Raw genomic sequence first — 17,290 nt, 5'->3', positions numbered from 1 at the left:
GCGGTGGCCGGCCCCGCCACTCTCGTCGTGAACGCTCAGCCCTGCGGGCGTGGGGCCGGCTTCGGGGCGTTGATGAGGATGGCGGCCAGTACCGCGGCCACCAGCAGGATGCCGGCCGCCCAGGCCGTGGCCGTCGTGTAGCCGTGGACCAGGGCCGGCTTCTCGTCCGCCGGGTCGTGGGTGGCCAGGTAGGCCACCGTCGCGCTCGCGGCGATCGTGTTCAGCAGGGCGGTGCCCACCGAGCCGCCGATCTGCTGCGCCGTGCTCACCAGCGCCGACACGACACCCGCGTCGCGCCGGTCGACGTTCTGTGTCGCGACCGAGAAGCCCGGCGTGATCACCACGCCCAGCCCGAGTCCGATGAGGACCTCCGCGGGCAGCGTGTAGGCCACGAAGCCGCTGTCGACCGTCAGGAACGTCAGCAGCCACAGGCCGACCGCGGCCACGACCAGGCCCGGCGCGATCAGGAACCGCGGCGGGACCTTCGGCAGCAGCGGGCTCGCGATGAAGAACGCGCTCACCGCGATGCCGATCACCATCGGCAGGAACGCGAGGCCCGCCATCACCGGCGAGTACCCGAGGACCACCTGGAAGTAGTAGGTCAGCAGCAGGAACATGCCGAACATGCCGACCACCGCGAGGCCCGACGCGATGCACGGGCCGACCCGGTTGCGGTCCTTGAGCACCCGCAACGGCAGCAACGGCTGCGCCGCGCGCGACTCCCACAGCACGAACCCGGCGAGCAGCACCGCCGAGGTGATCAGCAGCGTGATCACCTCGGTCGAGCTCCACGTCGCGGTGACGGCCTCGCTGCACGCGTACACGACGGCCACCAGACCGCCGGACACCAGCAGCACGCCCGGAATGTCGAACCGGGCCCGGCTGCCCGACTCCGTGCCGACGAAGATCAGCGCGCCGGCGATGCCGACCGCGAGGCCGATGAGCACGTTGACGTACAGGGTCCAGCGCCACGACGCGTGCTCGGTGAGGAAACCACCGAGCAGCAGGCCGACCGCGCCACCACCGCTCGCGATGGCGCCGTACACGGCGAACGCCTTGGCCCGCTCCTTCGGTTCGGTGAACGTCACGGTCAGCAGCGACAGCACGGCCGGCGTGAGGACCGCCGCGAACGCGCCCTGCAGCGCACGGCCGGCCACGAGCATGCCGAAGCTCGCCGCCGCACCGCCGACGGCCGACGCGACGCAGAAGCCGGCCAGGCCGATCAGGAACGCACGCTTGCGACCCAGGTAGTCCGCGATCCGCCCGCCGACCATCAGCAGCCCGGCGAGCGCGAGCGTGTACGCGGTGATCACCCACGCCCGGTCGGCGTCCGCGGCGTGCAGATCCGCTTGCGCGGACGGCAAAGCGATGTTCATGATCGTCGCATCGAGACCGATCATGAGCTGGGCGAGGGCCAGTACGGCGAGGGCGAACCAGCGCTTCGACACCGGGATCGCCGTCTGGGCGGCGGTGCCTCCGTGGCCTGAGCGGCTGTCGGTCGAGGTCATGGGATTGAGCTCCGTTTTGTCACAATGTCGGGACGGACGGTAGTCAAATCGAGCGTAGGTGCATCCGGACGCGCGTTAGGCCGTTCTTGAGCGGGTCTCGAGCCGGTCCCGACCGGTTCTCGAAATTCCTCCGAGAGGCGCGGATCAAGCCGCGGCCCTGTCGATCCTGCGCGCACCGAACCGGATGGGCAAAGCCTCCAAACGGTTGATGCCGCGAGGAAAGCCACGCTTCCAGGCGATTTGCTCAGCGGGTGCCGCAAGTGACAGCTCCGGATACCTTTGCAACAACGTACTCAATGCGACGGAACCTTCCATTCGCGCCAACGCGGCGCCGAGACAATAGTGGATTCCGTGCCCGAAAGAAACATGTAGATTCTGCTTGCGCGTTATGTCGAACTTCTCCGGATCGGCGAACCTGGCCTCGTCCCGGTTCGCCGCGCCCCACAACAGCTGCACGACCTCGCCCGCCTCGATGCGGACACCGCCGACCTCGATCGGCTCGGTCGGAAAGCGCAGCGCGGCGAGCTCGGCGGCGCCCCAGTAGCGCAGCATCTCCTCGATCGCCGACGGCAGCAGCTTGGGGTTCGCCCGCAGCAGCGCCAGCTGGTCGGGGTGGGAGAGCAGGGCGAACGTGCCGTTCGCGATGAGCTGCGCGCTCGTCTCGTGACCCGCGTTCAGAATCGTGATCACCAGCGAGATCAGCTCGTCGTCGTCGAGCTGGTCCCCGTCGGCGTCCCGGGCGCGCACGAGCGCCGAGGTGAGGTCGTCGCCCGGCTCGTCGCGTCGCAGGTGGACGAGCCGGACGGCGTAGTCGACCATCGTCTGCGCGCCGGGAGCGATCTGCTCCCACGCGCCCCACATCATGCCCTCGAGCGCCGCGCGCCACGGCGCGCGGAACTCCTCGGGCACGCCGAGCAGCTCGCTGATCACCGCGAACGGCAGCGGGTACGCGAAGCGCTCGAGCAGGTCCAGCTCACCCGCCTGCTCGAGGTCGTCGAGCAGGTCGTCGGTGAGCCGCTGGACGCGCGGCCGCAGCTCTTGGACGCGGCGCGCGGTGAAGACCTTCGACACCAGGCGGCGCACCCGGGTGTGGTCCGGCGGGTCCATCATGGACACCGACCGGCCCAGGTAGCGCAGGTACTCCGGCGGCAGCCCGGGTGCGGCCGTGGTGTCGATCCGGGTCTGGTGAGCGGGGTTGCTGCTCACCCGTGGGTCGGCGAGGACTGCCATGACGTCCTCGTGGCGGGTGACCAGCCACGCAGGTGAGCCGTTGAAGTGGCGCACCTTGGTGACCGGTCCCGAGTCACGCAGCTCCCGGTACCTGTCGCGGTCGAACAGCAGGTCGAGCAGCTTCGGCTCGGTGCCGGATTCCGTCATGGCAGTCCTTCCGGATAGTGATCAGGCGACGAGTTCGCTCTCGGCCGCCGACCGCTCCGTCCGGGCCTCGGGCAGAGTGGTGACGGGCCGCTTCTTGCGGCTCCAGTGCTTCATCACCGGCATCTCCACGACGCTGTAGAGCACCCAGGCGACGAGGATCGTCGCGCCGAGCTCGGCGAACCACAGCAGCGTGGCCACCGGCGTGCTGAACGTGCCGGTGAGCTGCGTGCGGCCCCACACCACGAGCGGCGCCTGGACCACGAAGAAGGCGAACGAGATGTTGCCGAGGAAGATCATCGGCTTGCTGGACAGGAAGTTGCGGTTCCCGCGCACGTCCGACTGCGCCACGGCGGCGATGACGACGGCGTTCGGCACCAGCGTGACGAGGCTGAACTGCCACGGCGCCGGGATGAAGGACGCCGCGACCAAACCCGCCAGGTACAGCAGCGCCACCCAGCCGGCCTTGATCCGCGGGAACATGCCGGCCTGCACGATCCGGGCCATGATCATGCCGAGCACGAACTCGAACATGCGCCCGACCGGGAACTTGTAGGAGAACCAGATCTGGTCGAGCGACAGCGGGATCACCGGCGTGGGGTTCGCGTCGTTGATCAGGTAGAGCGTGATCAGGTTGAACACCACGATGCCGATCGCCATGGAGCCGGCCCACCACCACAGGCGGTGCTGCGCGATCCGCCGGATCGGCTTGATGAGGAACGGGAACAGCAGGTAGAAGAGCAGCTCCGAGCACAGCGACCAGACCGGGAAGTTCACGCCCGACTGGACGTCGGGGTCCGGCGACCAGGAGTGCAGCAGGAACAGGTTGGGCAGCCACGAGTAGGTCGGCACGGTCGCCGCCGCGAACAGGACCATGCAGACGGCCCACGTGACGATGTGGTTGGGGAACAGCTTCGCGATACGGCGCCGCCAGATCGTCCGCGCCTTCTCCTTCATGTCGACCGTCCAGTTGAGGACGAAGCCGCTCAGGATGAAGAAGAAGGACAGGCAGACGAACCCGAAGGGCACCATGAAGTCGTTGATGCCCTGGGCGACGCTCTGGTCACCCCACAGGCTCACCGGAACCGCCGGGTCGTAGGCGTTGTACAGCATCGTCGAGTGGACGATGAAGATCGTCAACGCCGCGACCCAGCGGAGACCGGTCAGCGACGGTAACCGCGTCTTCGCCGGATTCAGTGTGTCCGGGGTATATGTCGGTGCTTTCGTTGACACGGCGGTCTCGCCTTTCGCCGGGCGGACAGGGGACGACTTGATGTCAGCTCAAGCCTCACCGCAAGCGGTCCCAGTGCCACGGGTCGCAGGTCCACGGCGAAACGGGAAATTCTCCGCGATCGGGGCGGAAAGAGGACCACCCGGCGGTGCCGGGTGGTCCGATGTCGAATTCGTCAGGCGGCCGGGCGGGCGCGGCGTAGCATGACCGCGGCCACGATGATCCAGATCAGCGCGGTGAACCGGCCGAGCGGGATGAACGGCGACGCGGCCTCGGTGAGCACCGTGATCGTCGACAGCTCGCAGAGCACGCAGACCACGATGCTCGCGATGCCGAACCAGCGCGGCACGATCCCGAGCACCATGCTGGTCACGCCGAACCCGAGCACCATGAGGCCGAGGCCGGCGACGTGTGCCGGGCCGCCGAGCCCGAAGAACAGGAAGTTCATCGCCCGCACCAACGGCTGGTCGCCGGTGACCGACGCCTGCGTGAGCGTCCACTGGAGGATCGAGTTGAGCGCGAGGAACAGCGCCGCGATCGTGCCGCCGATCGTGCCGACGGCGACGCCGTCGGTGATCTTCGCGCTGAACTCACGCAGCCGCGACCACGCCGCGGCGGTGAACTCGGCGAGCGTGATCGCGGAGCCGAGCTGGAAGAACGCCACCCACCGGACCGCCGTCGCGTTGTCGGCGAAGTACTGCTGTATGTCGTTTCCGTCGCCGAACGGGTTGGCGTACACGTTTCCGGTGAAGGCCACCCCGATGATCAGGCTTACCGCGAAAAGGGCGACGGTGGTGACGGCCGGAATGAGCAGACCCGGGCCGGACCGCGTCACCGCTGCCTGGGTGGACCGAGTTGTCGTCATTGTCGTTTCGCCTCCGCAGCCGCACGAACGATGCGCGCGCTAGTGGGAACCGCTGATGTCTCGACCTTAGCGGTGCGCGCTTACCGTCGGTGATTTCCCGACACGGTCTCGACCGGTTCGCGAGCTACGGCAGCGGAGGGATGTGGTTGTTCACCGGAACGGCTCAAGCGGGGTGGTACCGAGGTCGCGGTCAGCCCGCGGCGAAGAGGCGGTGGGCGTTCTCCCAGGCTATCCGCCGCCAGGCGGCCGCGGGCAGGTCCAGGGCGGCGTATTTCGCCAGCTCGACGGCCGGGTGTTGGTGCGGTGACTCGGTGCCGAACAGCAGCCGGCCGGGGCCGAGCCGCTCCAGCGCGACGCGCAGCGCGACCGTGAACCCACCGGACGTCTCCACGAACACATTGTCCACTTCGGACACGAGGTCGATCGCGTAGCTGTCGATCAGGTGCGTGCCGAGGTGGCCGAGGACGAACGTCGCCGAGGGGAACCGGCGGGCCAGGCCGACGAGGTCGGCCACCGTGTCGCCGGGGCGGGGCAGGCACACCGTGTACACCGGGTGCCCGGCGATGATCGCCGCCTCGACGAAGGCAGCGATCCGCCGGTCGGACAGCGGCACGCCGTGGATGGCGGGGGAGATCTCCACGGCCACGAACCCGGCGGCCCGCGCGAGGTAGTCCGCCGGGTCGCCGTGCGGGTTGACGAAGAACGACGGCAGCAGCCGCCCGTCCGACGCGGCACACACGGCCAGCACCGCGTCGTTGTCCGCGTCGGCCGTGGTGCCCCCGCCGTGCACGATCTGCCGGGCCAGCGTGTCGAGGTCCAGGACCCCGCCGCCGGACACGACCGCGTGCCGGATGCCGTGCTCGTCCATCGTGGACAGCATCCGGCCACGCGGGTCGGGTCCGCGGGCGAGCCGGCTGTGCGCGTCGAAGATCGGCTGCGCCGCCATCCGGCTACTTCTCCAGGCAGAACTCGTTGATCGGGTAGCCGACGTGCCGGTCCTCGGTCGGCAGGTGGCCGAGCACCTTGTCGCCCGGCTTCAGCTCGGTGCTGTTGAGCACCACGCCGCCCGGACCCAGCACCCGCACGTGCCAGTCGTCCTGCAGGATCAGGTTGACGCGCACGCCGTTCGGCGCCTCCGCGGTGATCGAGATCAGCGGCCGCGACTCGATCTTCACCCGGCCCACGGTGACGATCCGGGTCTGGCCCTTCACGTCCACGGCCAGCACCTTGCTGCCGGACTGCAGCTCGCTCAGGTAGTTGGTCCGCCCGGCCGCCGACACCGTGTACGAGTGGATCGCGCCGGCGTTGACCCGGAACGGCCGCGTCGGCATGTACGGCAGCGGGTGCGTCTCGCTGACGCAGAGGATCATGCCCTTGGAGTGCGAGCCGACCAGGATGCCCTCGTCCTCGCGGAAGTGCGTGCACGTGTCCACACAGGCCCGCTCGCCCATGCCGACGTGGGCGGTCTCGACGACCTCGAGCTCGACGAGCTCCAGGTTGCCGGGCTCGGCCAGGGCCGCCGTCTTGAGCCCGGTCGCGTCGCCGACGGCCGCGGGGGCCAGCATCACGCCGTCCGAGCCGTGCTCGAGCACGCCGAAGATGATCTCGGCCTCCTCGATGTCGCCGGCGACCGTGATGTTGCTGCCCTCCGCGCGCGCGGCCGCGGCCAGCACGATCTCCAGCGGGATCTTCGTGGGGTCGCGGAAGAGCAGCACGCTCCACCGCTCGGTCGCCGCGGCCTGGCAGGCCACGTCGAGCGTGTCCTTGTCGATGATCTCGACGAACCGGCCGAACTCGACGTCCGGGTGGACGAGCGAGAGCTCGGCCGTGCTCGGGTGCTCGTCGCCGACGATCACCACGTCGGCGCCGGCGAAGTCGCCCGGCAGCTCGCGCCCGGCGAGCAGCAGGACCTTCTTCACGGTCGGGGGCAGGCCCGCGAAATCGGCGGCATCGTCGGCGACGATGGCGTCGATGCGCTGGTGCACGGCCTCTTCGATGATCGCTTGCTTTGCCGGGCCGGTGGCCCGTACGTCCAGCCAACAGAGTTTCACGCCGCCACTCCTTCGATAGTGGGCTGCTTGTGGACGAGCTGCGCGACCCGGCGGGCGAGGCGCCCCGGGTCGTCCGCCTGGAAGATCTTGCGGCCCATGGCGACGCCGGCCACGCCACCGCGCAGCGCCTCCGCCACGTAGGCGAGCACCTCGTCGTCGGTGGCCGCGGCCGGGCCGCCGGCCACGATGAGGGGGACCGGGCAGGCGCGGACCACGTCCGCCATCTCGGCGGCGGTGCCGGCGAAGGGCACCTTGACGACGTCCGCGCCGAGGTCCATGGCGAGCGTGGCCGCGTGCGCGACGAGCTCCGGGTCCCGCGGGTTCGCGATCCGCGGCCCGCGCGGGTACATCATCGCGAGCAGCGGGACGTTCCAGCGGTCGCAGGCGTCCGCCACCGCGCCGAGGTCGGCGATCTGCTCCCGCTCGCCGGCCGAGCCGATGTTCACGTGCACGCTGATCGCGTCCGCGCCGAGCCGCAGCGCCTCGGCCACCCCGCTCACGAGGTACTTGGCGTCCGGGTCGGGCGCGTGCACGGTGCTCGCCGACAGGTGGATCACCAGCGACAGCTCGGTGAACCAGCGCGGCTGCACGTGCCGGACGCCGCCCTTGTGCAGCACGATCGCGTCGACGCCGTTGCCGGCGAGCTTGCCGACGAGCGCGTCGATGCGCCCGGGAATCACCGGGCCGTCGCTGATCGTGTGGTCCAGCGGGACGACGACGAGCCCGTCGCCGCCGTAGCGGTACAGGCGTCGCGTGCGCACGTCGCGGGCGAAGTGGTTGGCCGTCACGTGGTGTCCTCTCAGGCCGGCCGGCGTAGGTCGGGGGTGGCGTCCTTTCCGGTGTCCTGTCCGATGCCGAACTCGTCGTGCAGCAGGGTCACCGCGTCGAGCGCGCGGTCGGCCGGCACGGTCACCGAGGCACGCAGCTGCGAGGTGAACACCCAGCTCGTCGGGATGCCGGCGGCGGAGAGAGCGGCGGTCATGCGGGCGATGTAGGTGGGGCGGCTGAGCAACCCGGTGCCGATCAGCGACACCTTGGTGACGTTCTCGTCCACCCGGACCGACCCGTCGCGCGTGCCGGCGGCCGCCTCCAGCGCCTGCCGGACCTCGGCGACGTCGCTGCGGCGGATCGTGAAGCCCATGCGGAACTCGTCCTCGTGCGGGCCCGACCGGGCGATCAGGTCGACCGGCACCGAGTGCCGCGCGAGGATCGCCAGGACCTCGGTGGCGAGGTCGGTACCGCCGCGTGCCTGCACGAGGATCCGCGCCACGTCGCGGTCGTGCGTGACCGCCACGACCGCGCCGCTCGTCTCGAGTGGACCGTCGGCGCCCGTGTTCAGCACCGCGGTGCCGAGCTCGTGGCCGGCGGAGTTGCGCACGTGCAGGACGACGTCCTTCATCGCGGCCAGCTCGACCGCCCGGCTGTGCAGCACGCCCGCGCCCGCGAACGCCAGCTCGGCCATGACCCCGGGATCGACGGTCGCCACCTTCCGCGCGCCGGGCACGATCCGCGGGTCCGCGGTGTAGACGCCGTCGACGTCGGTGAAGATCTCGCACTGCTCGGCGCCGAGCGCGGCGGCCACGGCGACGGCGGTGGTGTCCGAGCCGCCGCGGCCGAGCGTGGCCACGTCGCCGTCCACGGTGCTGCCGTGGAAGCCGCCGATGACGACGACGTTGCCCGCGTCGAGCAGGCCCAGCACGCGGGCCGGGTCGATCGAGTCGATCACCGCGGCGCCGTGCCGGCCGGTCACCCGGATGCCGGCCTGCGGCCCGGTGAGCGACACCGCGGGCACGCCGATGCGCAGCAGCGCGAGGGCGAGCTGTGCCGCGGCCGCGGCCTCGCCGGTGACCAGCAGCTGGTCGACCTCGCGGGCGGTCGCGCTCTCGGCGTCGGTCTGGACGTCCGGGTGGACCTCGCAGGCCAGGCGCAGCAGGTCGTCGGTGGTGTCCCCGCGTGCGGACACGACGACCACGGTCGCCCGGCCCGCCCGGTGCTCATGCGCCACGCGGTTCGCCACCAGGCGCACCTTCGCGAGTGTGGCGAGCGAGCTCCCGCCGTACTTCTGCACAAGGACAGCCATGACTCGAGAGTCGGTCGGGCTCGTCCCACGCACGTCTGTCGCGGGTCCCGCGCGGCGGGGAATTCGTGACCGGCGTCCCGCGCGGTTGGGTCGGCGGTCCACTGACACCGGGACGAGCGCGGGCCACCCTTGGCGGGTGCGAGCACAGGTGTTGACCGACGTGTTGATCGTCGGGGCGGGACCGGTGGGCTCGGTCCTCGCGCTCGAGCTGGCCCGCCACGACGTCGCCAGCGTCGTCGTGGAGCGGTCGGCCGCGCCCCCGCTGTTTCCCAAGATGGACTACCTGAACGGCCGGACGATGGAGCTGCTGCGGCGGCTCGGCCTGGCCGAACGGGTGCGTGACCGCTGCGTGGACCCGACGCTCTCCGGCAACTTCGTGTGGACGACCGGTCCCGCCGACCCGCCGATCAGTGTCTGGTACGGACCGTCGCCGGCCGAGAAGGCCGCCCGGTCGCGGGCGGTCAACGACGGCAGCGCCCCGCTCGAGAGCCACCAGCGGATCCCGGGCAACGTGCTCGAGGAGACGCTGCGCGACGCGGTCCGCGCCCACCCGCTCGTCGACCTGCGCGAGGGCCTGACCTGCACGGGCATCGACGGGGACGTGGCCCTGGTCGCCGACGGCACCGGCGCCGGGCACGCGATCCGGGCGCGGTTCCTGGTCGGCTGCGACGGCGCGGGCAGCGCGGTGCGCCGCGCCATCGGCGTCGGCATGCCGGTCGCCGCGCCCACGACCCAGCGCTGCTCGATCTACTTCCGCTCGGCCGACCCGCGGCTGCGCACGCACGGCCGCGCGTTCGTCACGAGCACCACCACCGGCGTGACGCTGGTGTCGCGCGACGAGCGGGACCTGTGGACCGCGTCGTTCCAGGTGGACACCGAGGCGTCCGAAGTAGACGACCCGGTCGGGGTCCTGCGGGACAAGCTCGGCTTCGGGCTCGAGGTCGGCGAGGTGCTCAGCGTCAGCGGCTGGCAGGGCGCACTGGCGGTGGCCGACCGCTACCGGGCCGGCCCGGTGTTCCTCGCCGGCGACGCGGCGCACCGGTACTACCCGTTCGGCGGGCATGGCGCGAACACGGGCGTGGCGGATGCGGTGGACCTGGGGTGGAAGCTCGCCGCCCGGCTGCACGGGTGGGGTGGCGAGTCGCTTTTGGACAGCTACGAGGCCGAGCGCCGCCCGGTCGCCGTGTTCAACCGGGAGATGTGCGCGAACCTGCTGGAGGTGGCGCGCCGGTTCGGCGGCCTCGCCGCCGCGGGGGCGTCCCGGGCGCAGCTCGCCGGCTTCCTCGAGGAGGAGTCCGGCCAGATAGCGAACACCGGCATCCACTTCGGCCACCGGTACGCCCGCTCGCCGGTGGTCGCGCACGAGGACGGCCCGGAACCGGCGTGGCGCATGCACGAGATCGTGCCGACAACCTGGCCCGGCGGCCGCGCGCCGTCGGTGCGGCTGGCCGACGGGACGGCCCTGTTCGACCGGCTCGGCCCGGCGTTCACGCTCGTGGACTTCTCCGGTGCGGGCGAGGTGGCGGCGAAGGAGGCCGTGCGCCACGGCGTGCCCGTGACGTACCTGCCGGTCGACGATCCCGCGGCCCGCGCCGTCTGGGAGCGCGACCTCGTGCTCGTCCGGCCGGACCAGCACGTCGCCTGGCGCGGCGACACCGCGCCCGACGACTGGCTGGGCATCGTGGACCTGGTGTCAGGCCGCGAGCCGCGGTGAGGCGGCCGGGCGCAGCAGGCCGGTGAGCGCGTCGCGCAGGATCGCCACCCCGTCGGCGGTCAGCACCGACTCGGCGTGGAACTGCATGGAGTGGAAGCTCGCCGCGCGCAGCGCGTGGATCTCGCCGGACTCCCGGTCGCGGCAGACCTCGATGCCACCGGCCAGCAGGTCGGTGTCGCTGTGGCCGGCGAACGTGTTGTAGAAGCCGACCCGGGTGCGCCGGCCGAACAGGTCGATCTCCTTCTGCAGCCCCTGGTTGGGCACCGCGCGGCGGACCAGCTCGAGCCCGAGCAGCGCGCAGAGCGTCTGGTGACTCAGGCAGACCGCGAGGAACGGGCGGTCCTCGTCGAGCAGCCGGCCGATCGTGGTGCGCAGCGCGGCGATCTTCGGGTCGGCGAGGTCGGTCGGGTCGCCCGGACCGGGACCCATCACGACGAGCTCGTGTTCGTCCACATCGTACGGTTCGTCGAACCGGCGGACGGCGACGTCGAGGCCGAGCGAGCGCAGCTGCCGCGCGATCATCGAGGTGAACGTGTCCTCGGCGTCGACGATCAACACGCGCCGGCCGGCCAGCTCCGGATCGGCGCCCCCGCCGGCCGGCTCCCGCCAGAACCGGGCGATGGTCCCGTTGCGCTCGTCGAGCAGCGCCCGCACCTGCGGATGCGTCCCGAAGCGCGTCGTACCGGCGCCGAGCGCGGCCAGCAGGCCGGCGGCCTTGGCCTTGGTCTCCGCCACCTCCGACTCCGGGTCGGAGTGGCGGACCAGCGTCGCGCCGACCCCGATCCGCACGCGGCCGGACCGGTCGATGTCGGCCGTGCGGATGAGGATCGCCGAGTCCATCGTCCGCTCGCCGGCGTCGTCGCGGCCGATGAGCGCGATCGCGCCGCTGTAGTAACCACGCCCGTGCGGCTCGTAGGTGTTGATCACCCGGCACGCGCTCTCCACCGGGCTGCCGGTCACGGTCGGCGCGAACAGCGTCTCCCGCAGGATGTCCCGGACGTCGCGAGAGGTGCGGCCCTCGATCAGGTACTCGGTGTGCGCGAGGCGCGACATCTCCTTGAGGTACGGGCCGATGACCGTCGGTCCGGTGTCGCAGACCCGGGCCATCATCTTGAGCTCCTCGTCGACGACCATGAACAGCTCGTCGGTCTCCTTGCGGTCGGCGAGGAACGCCAGCACGTCGGGCAGCGACGGCCCGGCCGGCGGGTAGCGGTAGGTGCCGCTGATCGGGTTCATCACCGCGACGCCGCCGTCGAGGCTGACGTGCCGCTCGGGGCTGGCGCCGACGAACGTCCGCTCCGGCGTGTGCACGACGAAGGTCCAGTAGGCGCCGGACTCGCGCTCGAGCAGGCGGCGGAAGAACGTCAGCGCGCTCGCCGGCGAGTAGCCCGCGATGTCGGTGACGAACGTGCGCTTGATGACGAAGTTGGCGCCCTTGCCCTGGCCGATCTCGTCCGCGACGATCGCGCGCACCAGGTCGGCGTAGTCGTCGTCCGCGGTGTCGAAGGCGCCCGGCGCCACGTCGATCGGCACGTCCGGGAGCCGGCGGAGCGCCTCGGCGACTCCGACCGCGTCCTGCTCGCCGATCTCCATCGTCAGCAGCGGGGCGCCGTCGTCGGCCGCGGCGAACCCGCGCTCGGCCAGCTGCCGGAAGGGGATCACGGCGAGCACCTGGTGCCCGGGCTCACCGGTGACCGGGATGTCCGCGAGGGTGTCCACTTGCGACACGGTGCCGAGCAGGACGTCGACGCGGTCGCCGGTGTGCGGCCGGTGCAGCAGCGCGAAGGACGGCGGGTCGCCGGCGAGTACCCGGCCGAACGGATCGGTCATGCCGCCACCTCCAAAGTGAGCTCGGCGAGGACGCCCTGGGTCGTGGTGACCAGCGCGCACCGGGCGGCGGCGTAGTCCAGGGCCAGCCGGTGGTACTCGGGTGAGAAGTCGGCGACCGCGTCGGCGACCAGGAACGGCTGGATGTCCTGGGTGAACGCGTCGCACGCGGTCATCAGCACGCCGACGTGCGCGTAGACGCCGCAGATCACCAGCTGGTCCCGGCCGGTCGCGCGCATGCGCTCGGCCAGGTCGGACTTGTGGAACGCGCTGTAGCGCCACTTCGTCAGCATCCAGTCCGACCCGGACGGTGCGACCGGGTCGACGACCGCGCGGTCGGCCGGCGTGGCGGTCATGCCCGGCCCCCAGAAGTCCGCGAGCAGCCCGCGCTGCGCCTCGGTCATGCTGCCGGGCTGCGCGGTGTACGCGACCGGCATGCCCAGCGCCGCGCACCGCTCGCGGAGCAGGGCCGCGTTGCGCACCAGGTCGACGACCGGCGACTCGCCCTGCGGGAACGCGCGCAGGAAGTACCGCTGCAGGTCGTGCACGAGCAGCACCGCGCGCCGCGGATCGACCCTCCATTGTGGAGTCGACGGCGGCAGGTCGGCCGCCGTGGGCATCGGGTAGGGCTTGATCTCGGGTAAACCAGCCATGGCCGGCTTCCTCCTAGTTCTCGATCCAGGTCTCGATCCAGGACTCGGGGTCAGAGCGTCGCGCCGCCGTCGACGGTCAGGCTGTGCATGGTGACGTGGCCGGCGCGGTCGGACAGCAGGAACAGGACGGCGTCGGCGATGTCCGCCGGCGTCGCTACCTTGCCGAGCGGGATGCCGACCCGGTACGCCTCCGGTGCGCCGTCGATCGACGCGCGGGCCCAGTCGCCGCCGTTCCACAGCGCGCTCAGCATCGGCGTGTCCGTCGAGCCGGGTGCCACGACGTTGCACCGGATGCCGTGCCGCGCGACCTCGAGCCCGAGGGACTTCGTGAAGCTGGTGACCGCTGCCTTCGACGCGGCGTACGCGGCCATGCCGCTGCGCGCGACGGCCGCCGCGTTGGACGCCACCGTGACGACCGCGCCGCGCCCCCGCTCCCGCATCCGGCCGACGACCGCGCGGGAGACGTGGAACACGCCGGACACGTTGACCGCGAACGTGGTGGCCCAGTCGTCGTCGGAAATGTCGAGCGCCGGCCCCGGACGCAGCACCCCGGCCGCGTTGACCAGCTTGTCGACCGGGCCGAGCCGTGCCTCCACGGCCGCGACCGAGGCGTCGACGTCGCCGCTGGACGTGACGTCCACCGGAAACGCCGTGGCGGCCAGCCCGTCGCGGGTGAGCTCCTTCACCGCCAGCGCGAGCCGCTCTGCGTCACGGTCCGCGGCCGCCACGTGCACGCCCTGCTCGGCGAGTGTCCGGCAGATCGCCGCGCCGATGCCGCCGGCCGCGCCGGTGACGTAGGCGACCGTGCCGCTCGATAAGCCGCCGGTTTCGCCGCTTGTTTCGCCGCTTGTTTCGCTCTGCATGCCTACCTCGCGATCTCGTGCCACAGGGCGGCCACCGCGACCGCCTGGTGGGTGTTCAGCCGGGGGTCGCACAGCGTCGTGTACGCGTCGGGCGCGTCCGTCTCGAACGCGGCCAGGTCGGACACGCACTCGGTCACCTCGTCGGGCGTCGCCTCCAGGTGCAGCCCGCCGGCCACGGCACCAGTGCCGGTCACCACCGCGTGGAACGTCCGCACCTCGCCGAGCACCGACGGGAGCAGCCGGGTCTTCCGCCCGGCCGGCGTGGCGATCGTGTTGCCGTGCATGGGATCGCACAGCCAGATGACCGGCCAGCCGTTGGCGTGCACCGCGGACACCAGGCCGGGCAGCAGGTCGGACACCCGGCTCGCGCCCATCCGGGAGATCAGCGTGAGCCGGCCCGGCTCGCGGCCGGGGTCCAGCGACTCGCACAGCGCCAGCAGCTCGTCCGCGGTCGTCGTCGGGCCCACCTTGCACGCCACCGGGTTGTCGACCGCGGCGAGCAGGCGGACGTGGGCGCCGTGCAGCTGCCTCGTGCGGTCGCCGATCCACGGCCAGTGCGTGGAGGTCAGCAGCAGGGACCCGGTGGGCGTGGGCCGCACCATCGGCAGCTCGTAGTCCAGCAGCAGGGCCTCGTGGCTCGTCCACACCCGGTTCCGGCCGGGGTCCACCACGATGTCCGTGCCGGATAACCGCGGGCGCAGCAGGTCCACGGCCGCGCTCGCCGCCCAGTAGCCGTGCACCACGCGCTTCGGGTCGTGCCGGCGGGACTCGTGGTCGGCTTCCGGGCTGTTCACCATGTGGCCGCGGAACACGGGCAGCTCGACGCCGTCGACCAGCTCGGTCGCCGCCGAGCGGGGCTTGCCGAACTGGCCGGCGATCCGTCCGACGCGGACGACCGGCTCGCCGGAGTCACCGGACAGCGTCCGGGCGAGCTCGTCGACGAGGCCGACCTTGCGGGCGATCACGCGCGGGGTGCAGTCGGCGGGATCCTCGGCGCAGTCGCCGGTCTGGACGACCCAGCCGCGGCCGGCCACCACGCCGGCGAGCAGCTCGCGCAGCCGGGCGGTCTCGTCGAGCGAGACCAGCGGCGGCAGCATCGCGAGCTCCTCGCGGACCTGTTCGGCCAGCCCGGGATCCGACCAGTCCGGCTGTTGTCGGGCCGCCGCCCGCCAGGCGTCGAAGCTCGCGGCCGAGAAGTCGCCGATCGATGTGCTGTCGCGGATCATAAACACCCTCCAGCGGAGGCAGCCCAGTTGTCGCCCGTGTGATGACAGGCTCAAGCGGCGCACTCGTGACTCACTCAAGACCGGGTCAATGCGACTCGACAGGCGGGCAGAACCCGTGCTGGGCAACGGAACTCGAATCCGGGACCAGCCCCCCTCGAGACCCGGCCGCGATCACTACCGGCCGGGAATGGTGCTTGGGAAGGTGAAGCGCCTGATCGTCTACATCGGAGCTGCCAATGCACATCAGGACAAAGGCCGGTCGCACAATGCGCGTGGCGTTAGCCGTCGGGCTCGCCGGGCTGGCATCGACGGCGCTCGCCGTGAGCATCCCGGCCTCCCCGAACGCGACGGCATACCAGACCGCGGGCCAGAACTGGTCCATGTGGCAGGGTGACCCGTCCGGCGCCCGGTTCAACGGGGCCGAGACGAAGATCAACCCGCAAACCGTGGGCAACCTCAAGCTCAAGTGGGCCTACAGCTACGCGGCCATCCCCTACGCCCGTACCGGCAGCCAGCCGGCCATTGTGGACGGTGTGCTCTACGTCGGCGCGCCGAACTCGAAGTTCCTCGCGCTGGACGCGAAGACCGGGGCCACCAGGTGGACGTTCGACCTCACCACGGTCGTCGCCGGCGACACCAACAGCGTGCGCGACGGGGCGGCCGTCGTCGGGAACAACGTGTACTTCGGCGACAGCACCGGCCGGGTGTACGCGGTCGACCGGCAGTCCGGCCGGCTCGTGTGGGCGCGGCAGGTGGACACGCACGTCTCGGCACGGATGACCGGGTCGCCGCTGGTCCACGACGGGCACGTGTTCATCGGCGTGTCGACCGACGAGGGCGGCAACGCGCGCGACCCGAACTTCGCGTGCTGCACCCACCGCGGCCAGGTCGTGTCGCTGAACGCCCGGACCGGTGCCGTGGACTGGCGGTACTACACCGTGCCCGAGGCCAAGGCCGTCGGGACGTGGCCGAGCGGTGCGACGAAGTACTCGCCGTCGGGCGGCAGCGTCTGGTCCAGCCCGGTGGTCGACGCGGACACCGGCACGATCTTCGTCGGCACGGGGAACAGCGCCACCGGCAGCGAGGGCGACATCGACACGATGCTCGCGCTGGACACCGACAGCGGCAAGCCGCGCTGGAAGCACACGCTGACCTCGCCGGACCTGTACACGGCCGCGTGTGACGACGTCGCGAACGAGTACTGCCCCGGCGCCGGCGAGTACGCGCTCGACGCCGACATCGGCGCCAGCGCCAACGTGATCGACGTCGGTGGCCGCAAGCTCGTGGCGATCGGCCAGAAGGGCGGCATGTTCTACGCCCTCGACGCGCGCACCGGCGAGACCGTGTGGCAGACCGAGCTCGCGAAGCTCGACCCGAGCCTGAAGGACCCGGGCAGCGTCGGCGTCGAGTGGGGCAGCGTCTACGACGGCAAGCGCATCTACGCCGCTACCCAGCGCAGCAACCCCGGCCGGCTGTTCGCGCTCGACCCGGCCACCGGGAAGATCCTCTGGCAGACCAACCACCCGGCGGACGGCTGCACGACCGGCGGCGCCGCGGCGGAGCCGGAGCTCTGCGAGCTGGCGTTCACCCCGGCGGTGAGCGGCACGCCCGGCCTGGTCTACGAAGGCAGCGCGGACGGCAAGATGCGCATCTTCTCGGCCGGCGACGGCAAGATCCTGTGGACCTACGACGCGGTTCGCCAGTACGACGGCGTGAACGGCCAGCCCGGGCAGGGCCGCGGCATCGGCGGCAACGGTGGCGCGGTCATCGCGGACGGCATGATGTACGTGCAGGCTGCGTATTTCCCGTTCTACGCCTCGGACAAGGGCGGGGTGCTGCTCGCCTTCGGGCTGTAGGCACGTGCGCGACGCGGGGAACCGCCGGCCGGCCGGCGGTTC

Annotated in this window: 14 protein-coding genes; 2 read left to right on the top strand and 12 right to left on the bottom strand. The window is 71.5% G+C overall.

What is annotated here, in order from left to right; genetic code table 11:
- Nucleotides 1–35: 35 nt before the first annotated feature.
- The 8 genes from VH969_RS14600 to VH969_RS14565 form a co-directional block, all read right to left on the bottom strand.
- Nucleotides 36–1,508: an MFS transporter gene (locus VH969_RS14600; RefSeq protein WP_331974280.1), complete on the bottom strand. Its 1,473-nt coding sequence runs from the start codon at nt 1,506–1,508 to the stop codon at nt 36–38.
- A 144-nt stretch (nt 1,509–1,652) separates the two neighbouring features.
- The gene (locus tag VH969_RS14595; protein WP_331974279.1) at nt 1,653–2,885 is read right to left on the bottom strand and encodes a cytochrome P450 family protein; all 1,233 of its coding nucleotides are present in this window, start codon (nt 2,883–2,885) and stop codon (nt 1,653–1,655) included.
- A gap of 21 nt (nt 2,886–2,906) precedes the next feature.
- Nucleotides 2,907–4,115: an acyltransferase family protein gene (locus VH969_RS14590; RefSeq protein ID WP_331974278.1), complete on the bottom strand. Its 1,209-nt coding sequence runs from the start codon at nt 4,113–4,115 to the stop codon at nt 2,907–2,909.
- 173 nt (nt 4,116–4,288) lie between these two features.
- Nucleotides 4,289–4,978 carry a hypothetical protein gene (locus tag VH969_RS14585; protein WP_331974277.1) on the bottom strand — a complete coding sequence of 230 codons (690 nt, stop codon included), beginning with the start codon at nt 4,976–4,978 and terminating at the stop codon, nt 4,289–4,291.
- Between the two features lie 190 nt (nt 4,979–5,168).
- Nucleotides 5,169–5,924, bottom strand: coding sequence for an amidohydrolase family protein (locus VH969_RS14580; protein ID WP_331974276.1), 756 nt, complete (start codon nt 5,922–5,924; stop codon nt 5,169–5,171).
- A 4-nt stretch (nt 5,925–5,928) separates the two neighbouring features.
- Nucleotides 5,929–7,029 carry a 3-dehydroquinate synthase II family protein gene (locus VH969_RS14575; RefSeq protein WP_331974275.1) on the bottom strand — a complete coding sequence of 367 codons (1,101 nt, stop codon included), beginning with the start codon at nt 7,027–7,029 and terminating at the stop codon, nt 5,929–5,931.
- Nucleotides 7,026–7,817, bottom strand: a complete 792-nt coding sequence (locus tag VH969_RS14570; protein WP_331974274.1) for a 2-amino-3,7-dideoxy-D-threo-hept-6-ulosonate synthase — start codon at nt 7,815–7,817, stop codon at nt 7,026–7,028. Before VH969_RS14570 ends, VH969_RS14575 begins: the two co-directional genes overlap by 4 nt.
- An 11-nt stretch (nt 7,818–7,828) precedes the next feature.
- A complete protein-coding gene (locus VH969_RS14565; protein WP_331974273.1) occupies nt 7,829–9,109 on the bottom strand; it encodes an aspartate kinase in 1,281 nt (426 codons plus the stop codon).
- Between the two features lie 136 nt (nt 9,110–9,245).
- On the opposite strand from VH969_RS14565, the gene VH969_RS14560 reads away from it, so the two are divergent.
- The gene (locus tag VH969_RS14560) at nt 9,246–10,823 is read left to right on the top strand and encodes an FAD-dependent monooxygenase (RefSeq protein WP_331974272.1); all 1,578 of its coding nucleotides are present in this window, start codon (nt 9,246–9,248) and stop codon (nt 10,821–10,823) included.
- On the opposite strand, the gene VH969_RS14555 is transcribed toward VH969_RS14560, so the two are convergent.
- From VH969_RS14555 to VH969_RS14540, 4 genes are read right to left on the bottom strand one after another with little or no spacing between them, the layout of a single operon-like run.
- Nucleotides 10,803–12,653, bottom strand: a complete 1,851-nt coding sequence (locus VH969_RS14555; RefSeq protein WP_331974271.1) for an anthranilate synthase family protein — start codon at nt 12,651–12,653, stop codon at nt 10,803–10,805. The genes VH969_RS14560 and VH969_RS14555 overlap by 21 nt on opposite strands.
- On the bottom strand, nt 12,650–13,303 hold the full coding sequence (locus VH969_RS14550) for an isochorismatase family protein (protein WP_331974270.1): 654 nt from the start codon (nt 13,301–13,303) through the stop codon (nt 12,650–12,652). The genes VH969_RS14555 and VH969_RS14550 overlap by 4 nt, the downstream gene beginning before the upstream one ends.
- A 50-nt stretch (nt 13,304–13,353) precedes the next feature.
- Nucleotides 13,354–14,166 carry a 2,3-dihydro-2,3-dihydroxybenzoate dehydrogenase gene (locus VH969_RS14545; RefSeq protein WP_331974269.1) on the bottom strand — a complete coding sequence of 271 codons (813 nt, stop codon included), beginning with the start codon at nt 14,164–14,166 and terminating at the stop codon, nt 13,354–13,356.
- Nucleotides 14,167–14,168: 2 nt separating this feature from the next.
- Nucleotides 14,169–15,392 (bottom strand): 3-deoxy-7-phosphoheptulonate synthase, encoded by a 1,224-nt coding sequence (locus tag VH969_RS14540; protein ID WP_331974268.1) that lies wholly within the window; start codon nt 15,390–15,392, stop codon nt 14,169–14,171.
- 236 nt (nt 15,393–15,628) lie between these two features.
- Here VH969_RS14540 and VH969_RS14535 point away from each other — a divergent pair, with 236 nt between their 5' ends.
- Nucleotides 15,629–17,248: a BamB-related PQQ repeat family beta-propellar protein gene (locus VH969_RS14535; RefSeq protein WP_331974267.1), complete on the top strand. Its 1,620-nt coding sequence runs from the start codon at nt 15,629–15,631 to the stop codon at nt 17,246–17,248.
- Nucleotides 17,249–17,290: the final 42 nt, after the last annotated feature.

The organism is Actinophytocola sp. (assembly GCF_036555685.1).
GTDB lineage: Bacteria > Actinomycetota > Actinomycetes > Mycobacteriales > Pseudonocardiaceae > Actinophytocola.
The sequence above is the reverse complement of the archived record's forward strand: the minus strand, read 5'-3'. Positions and strand labels throughout refer to the sequence as shown.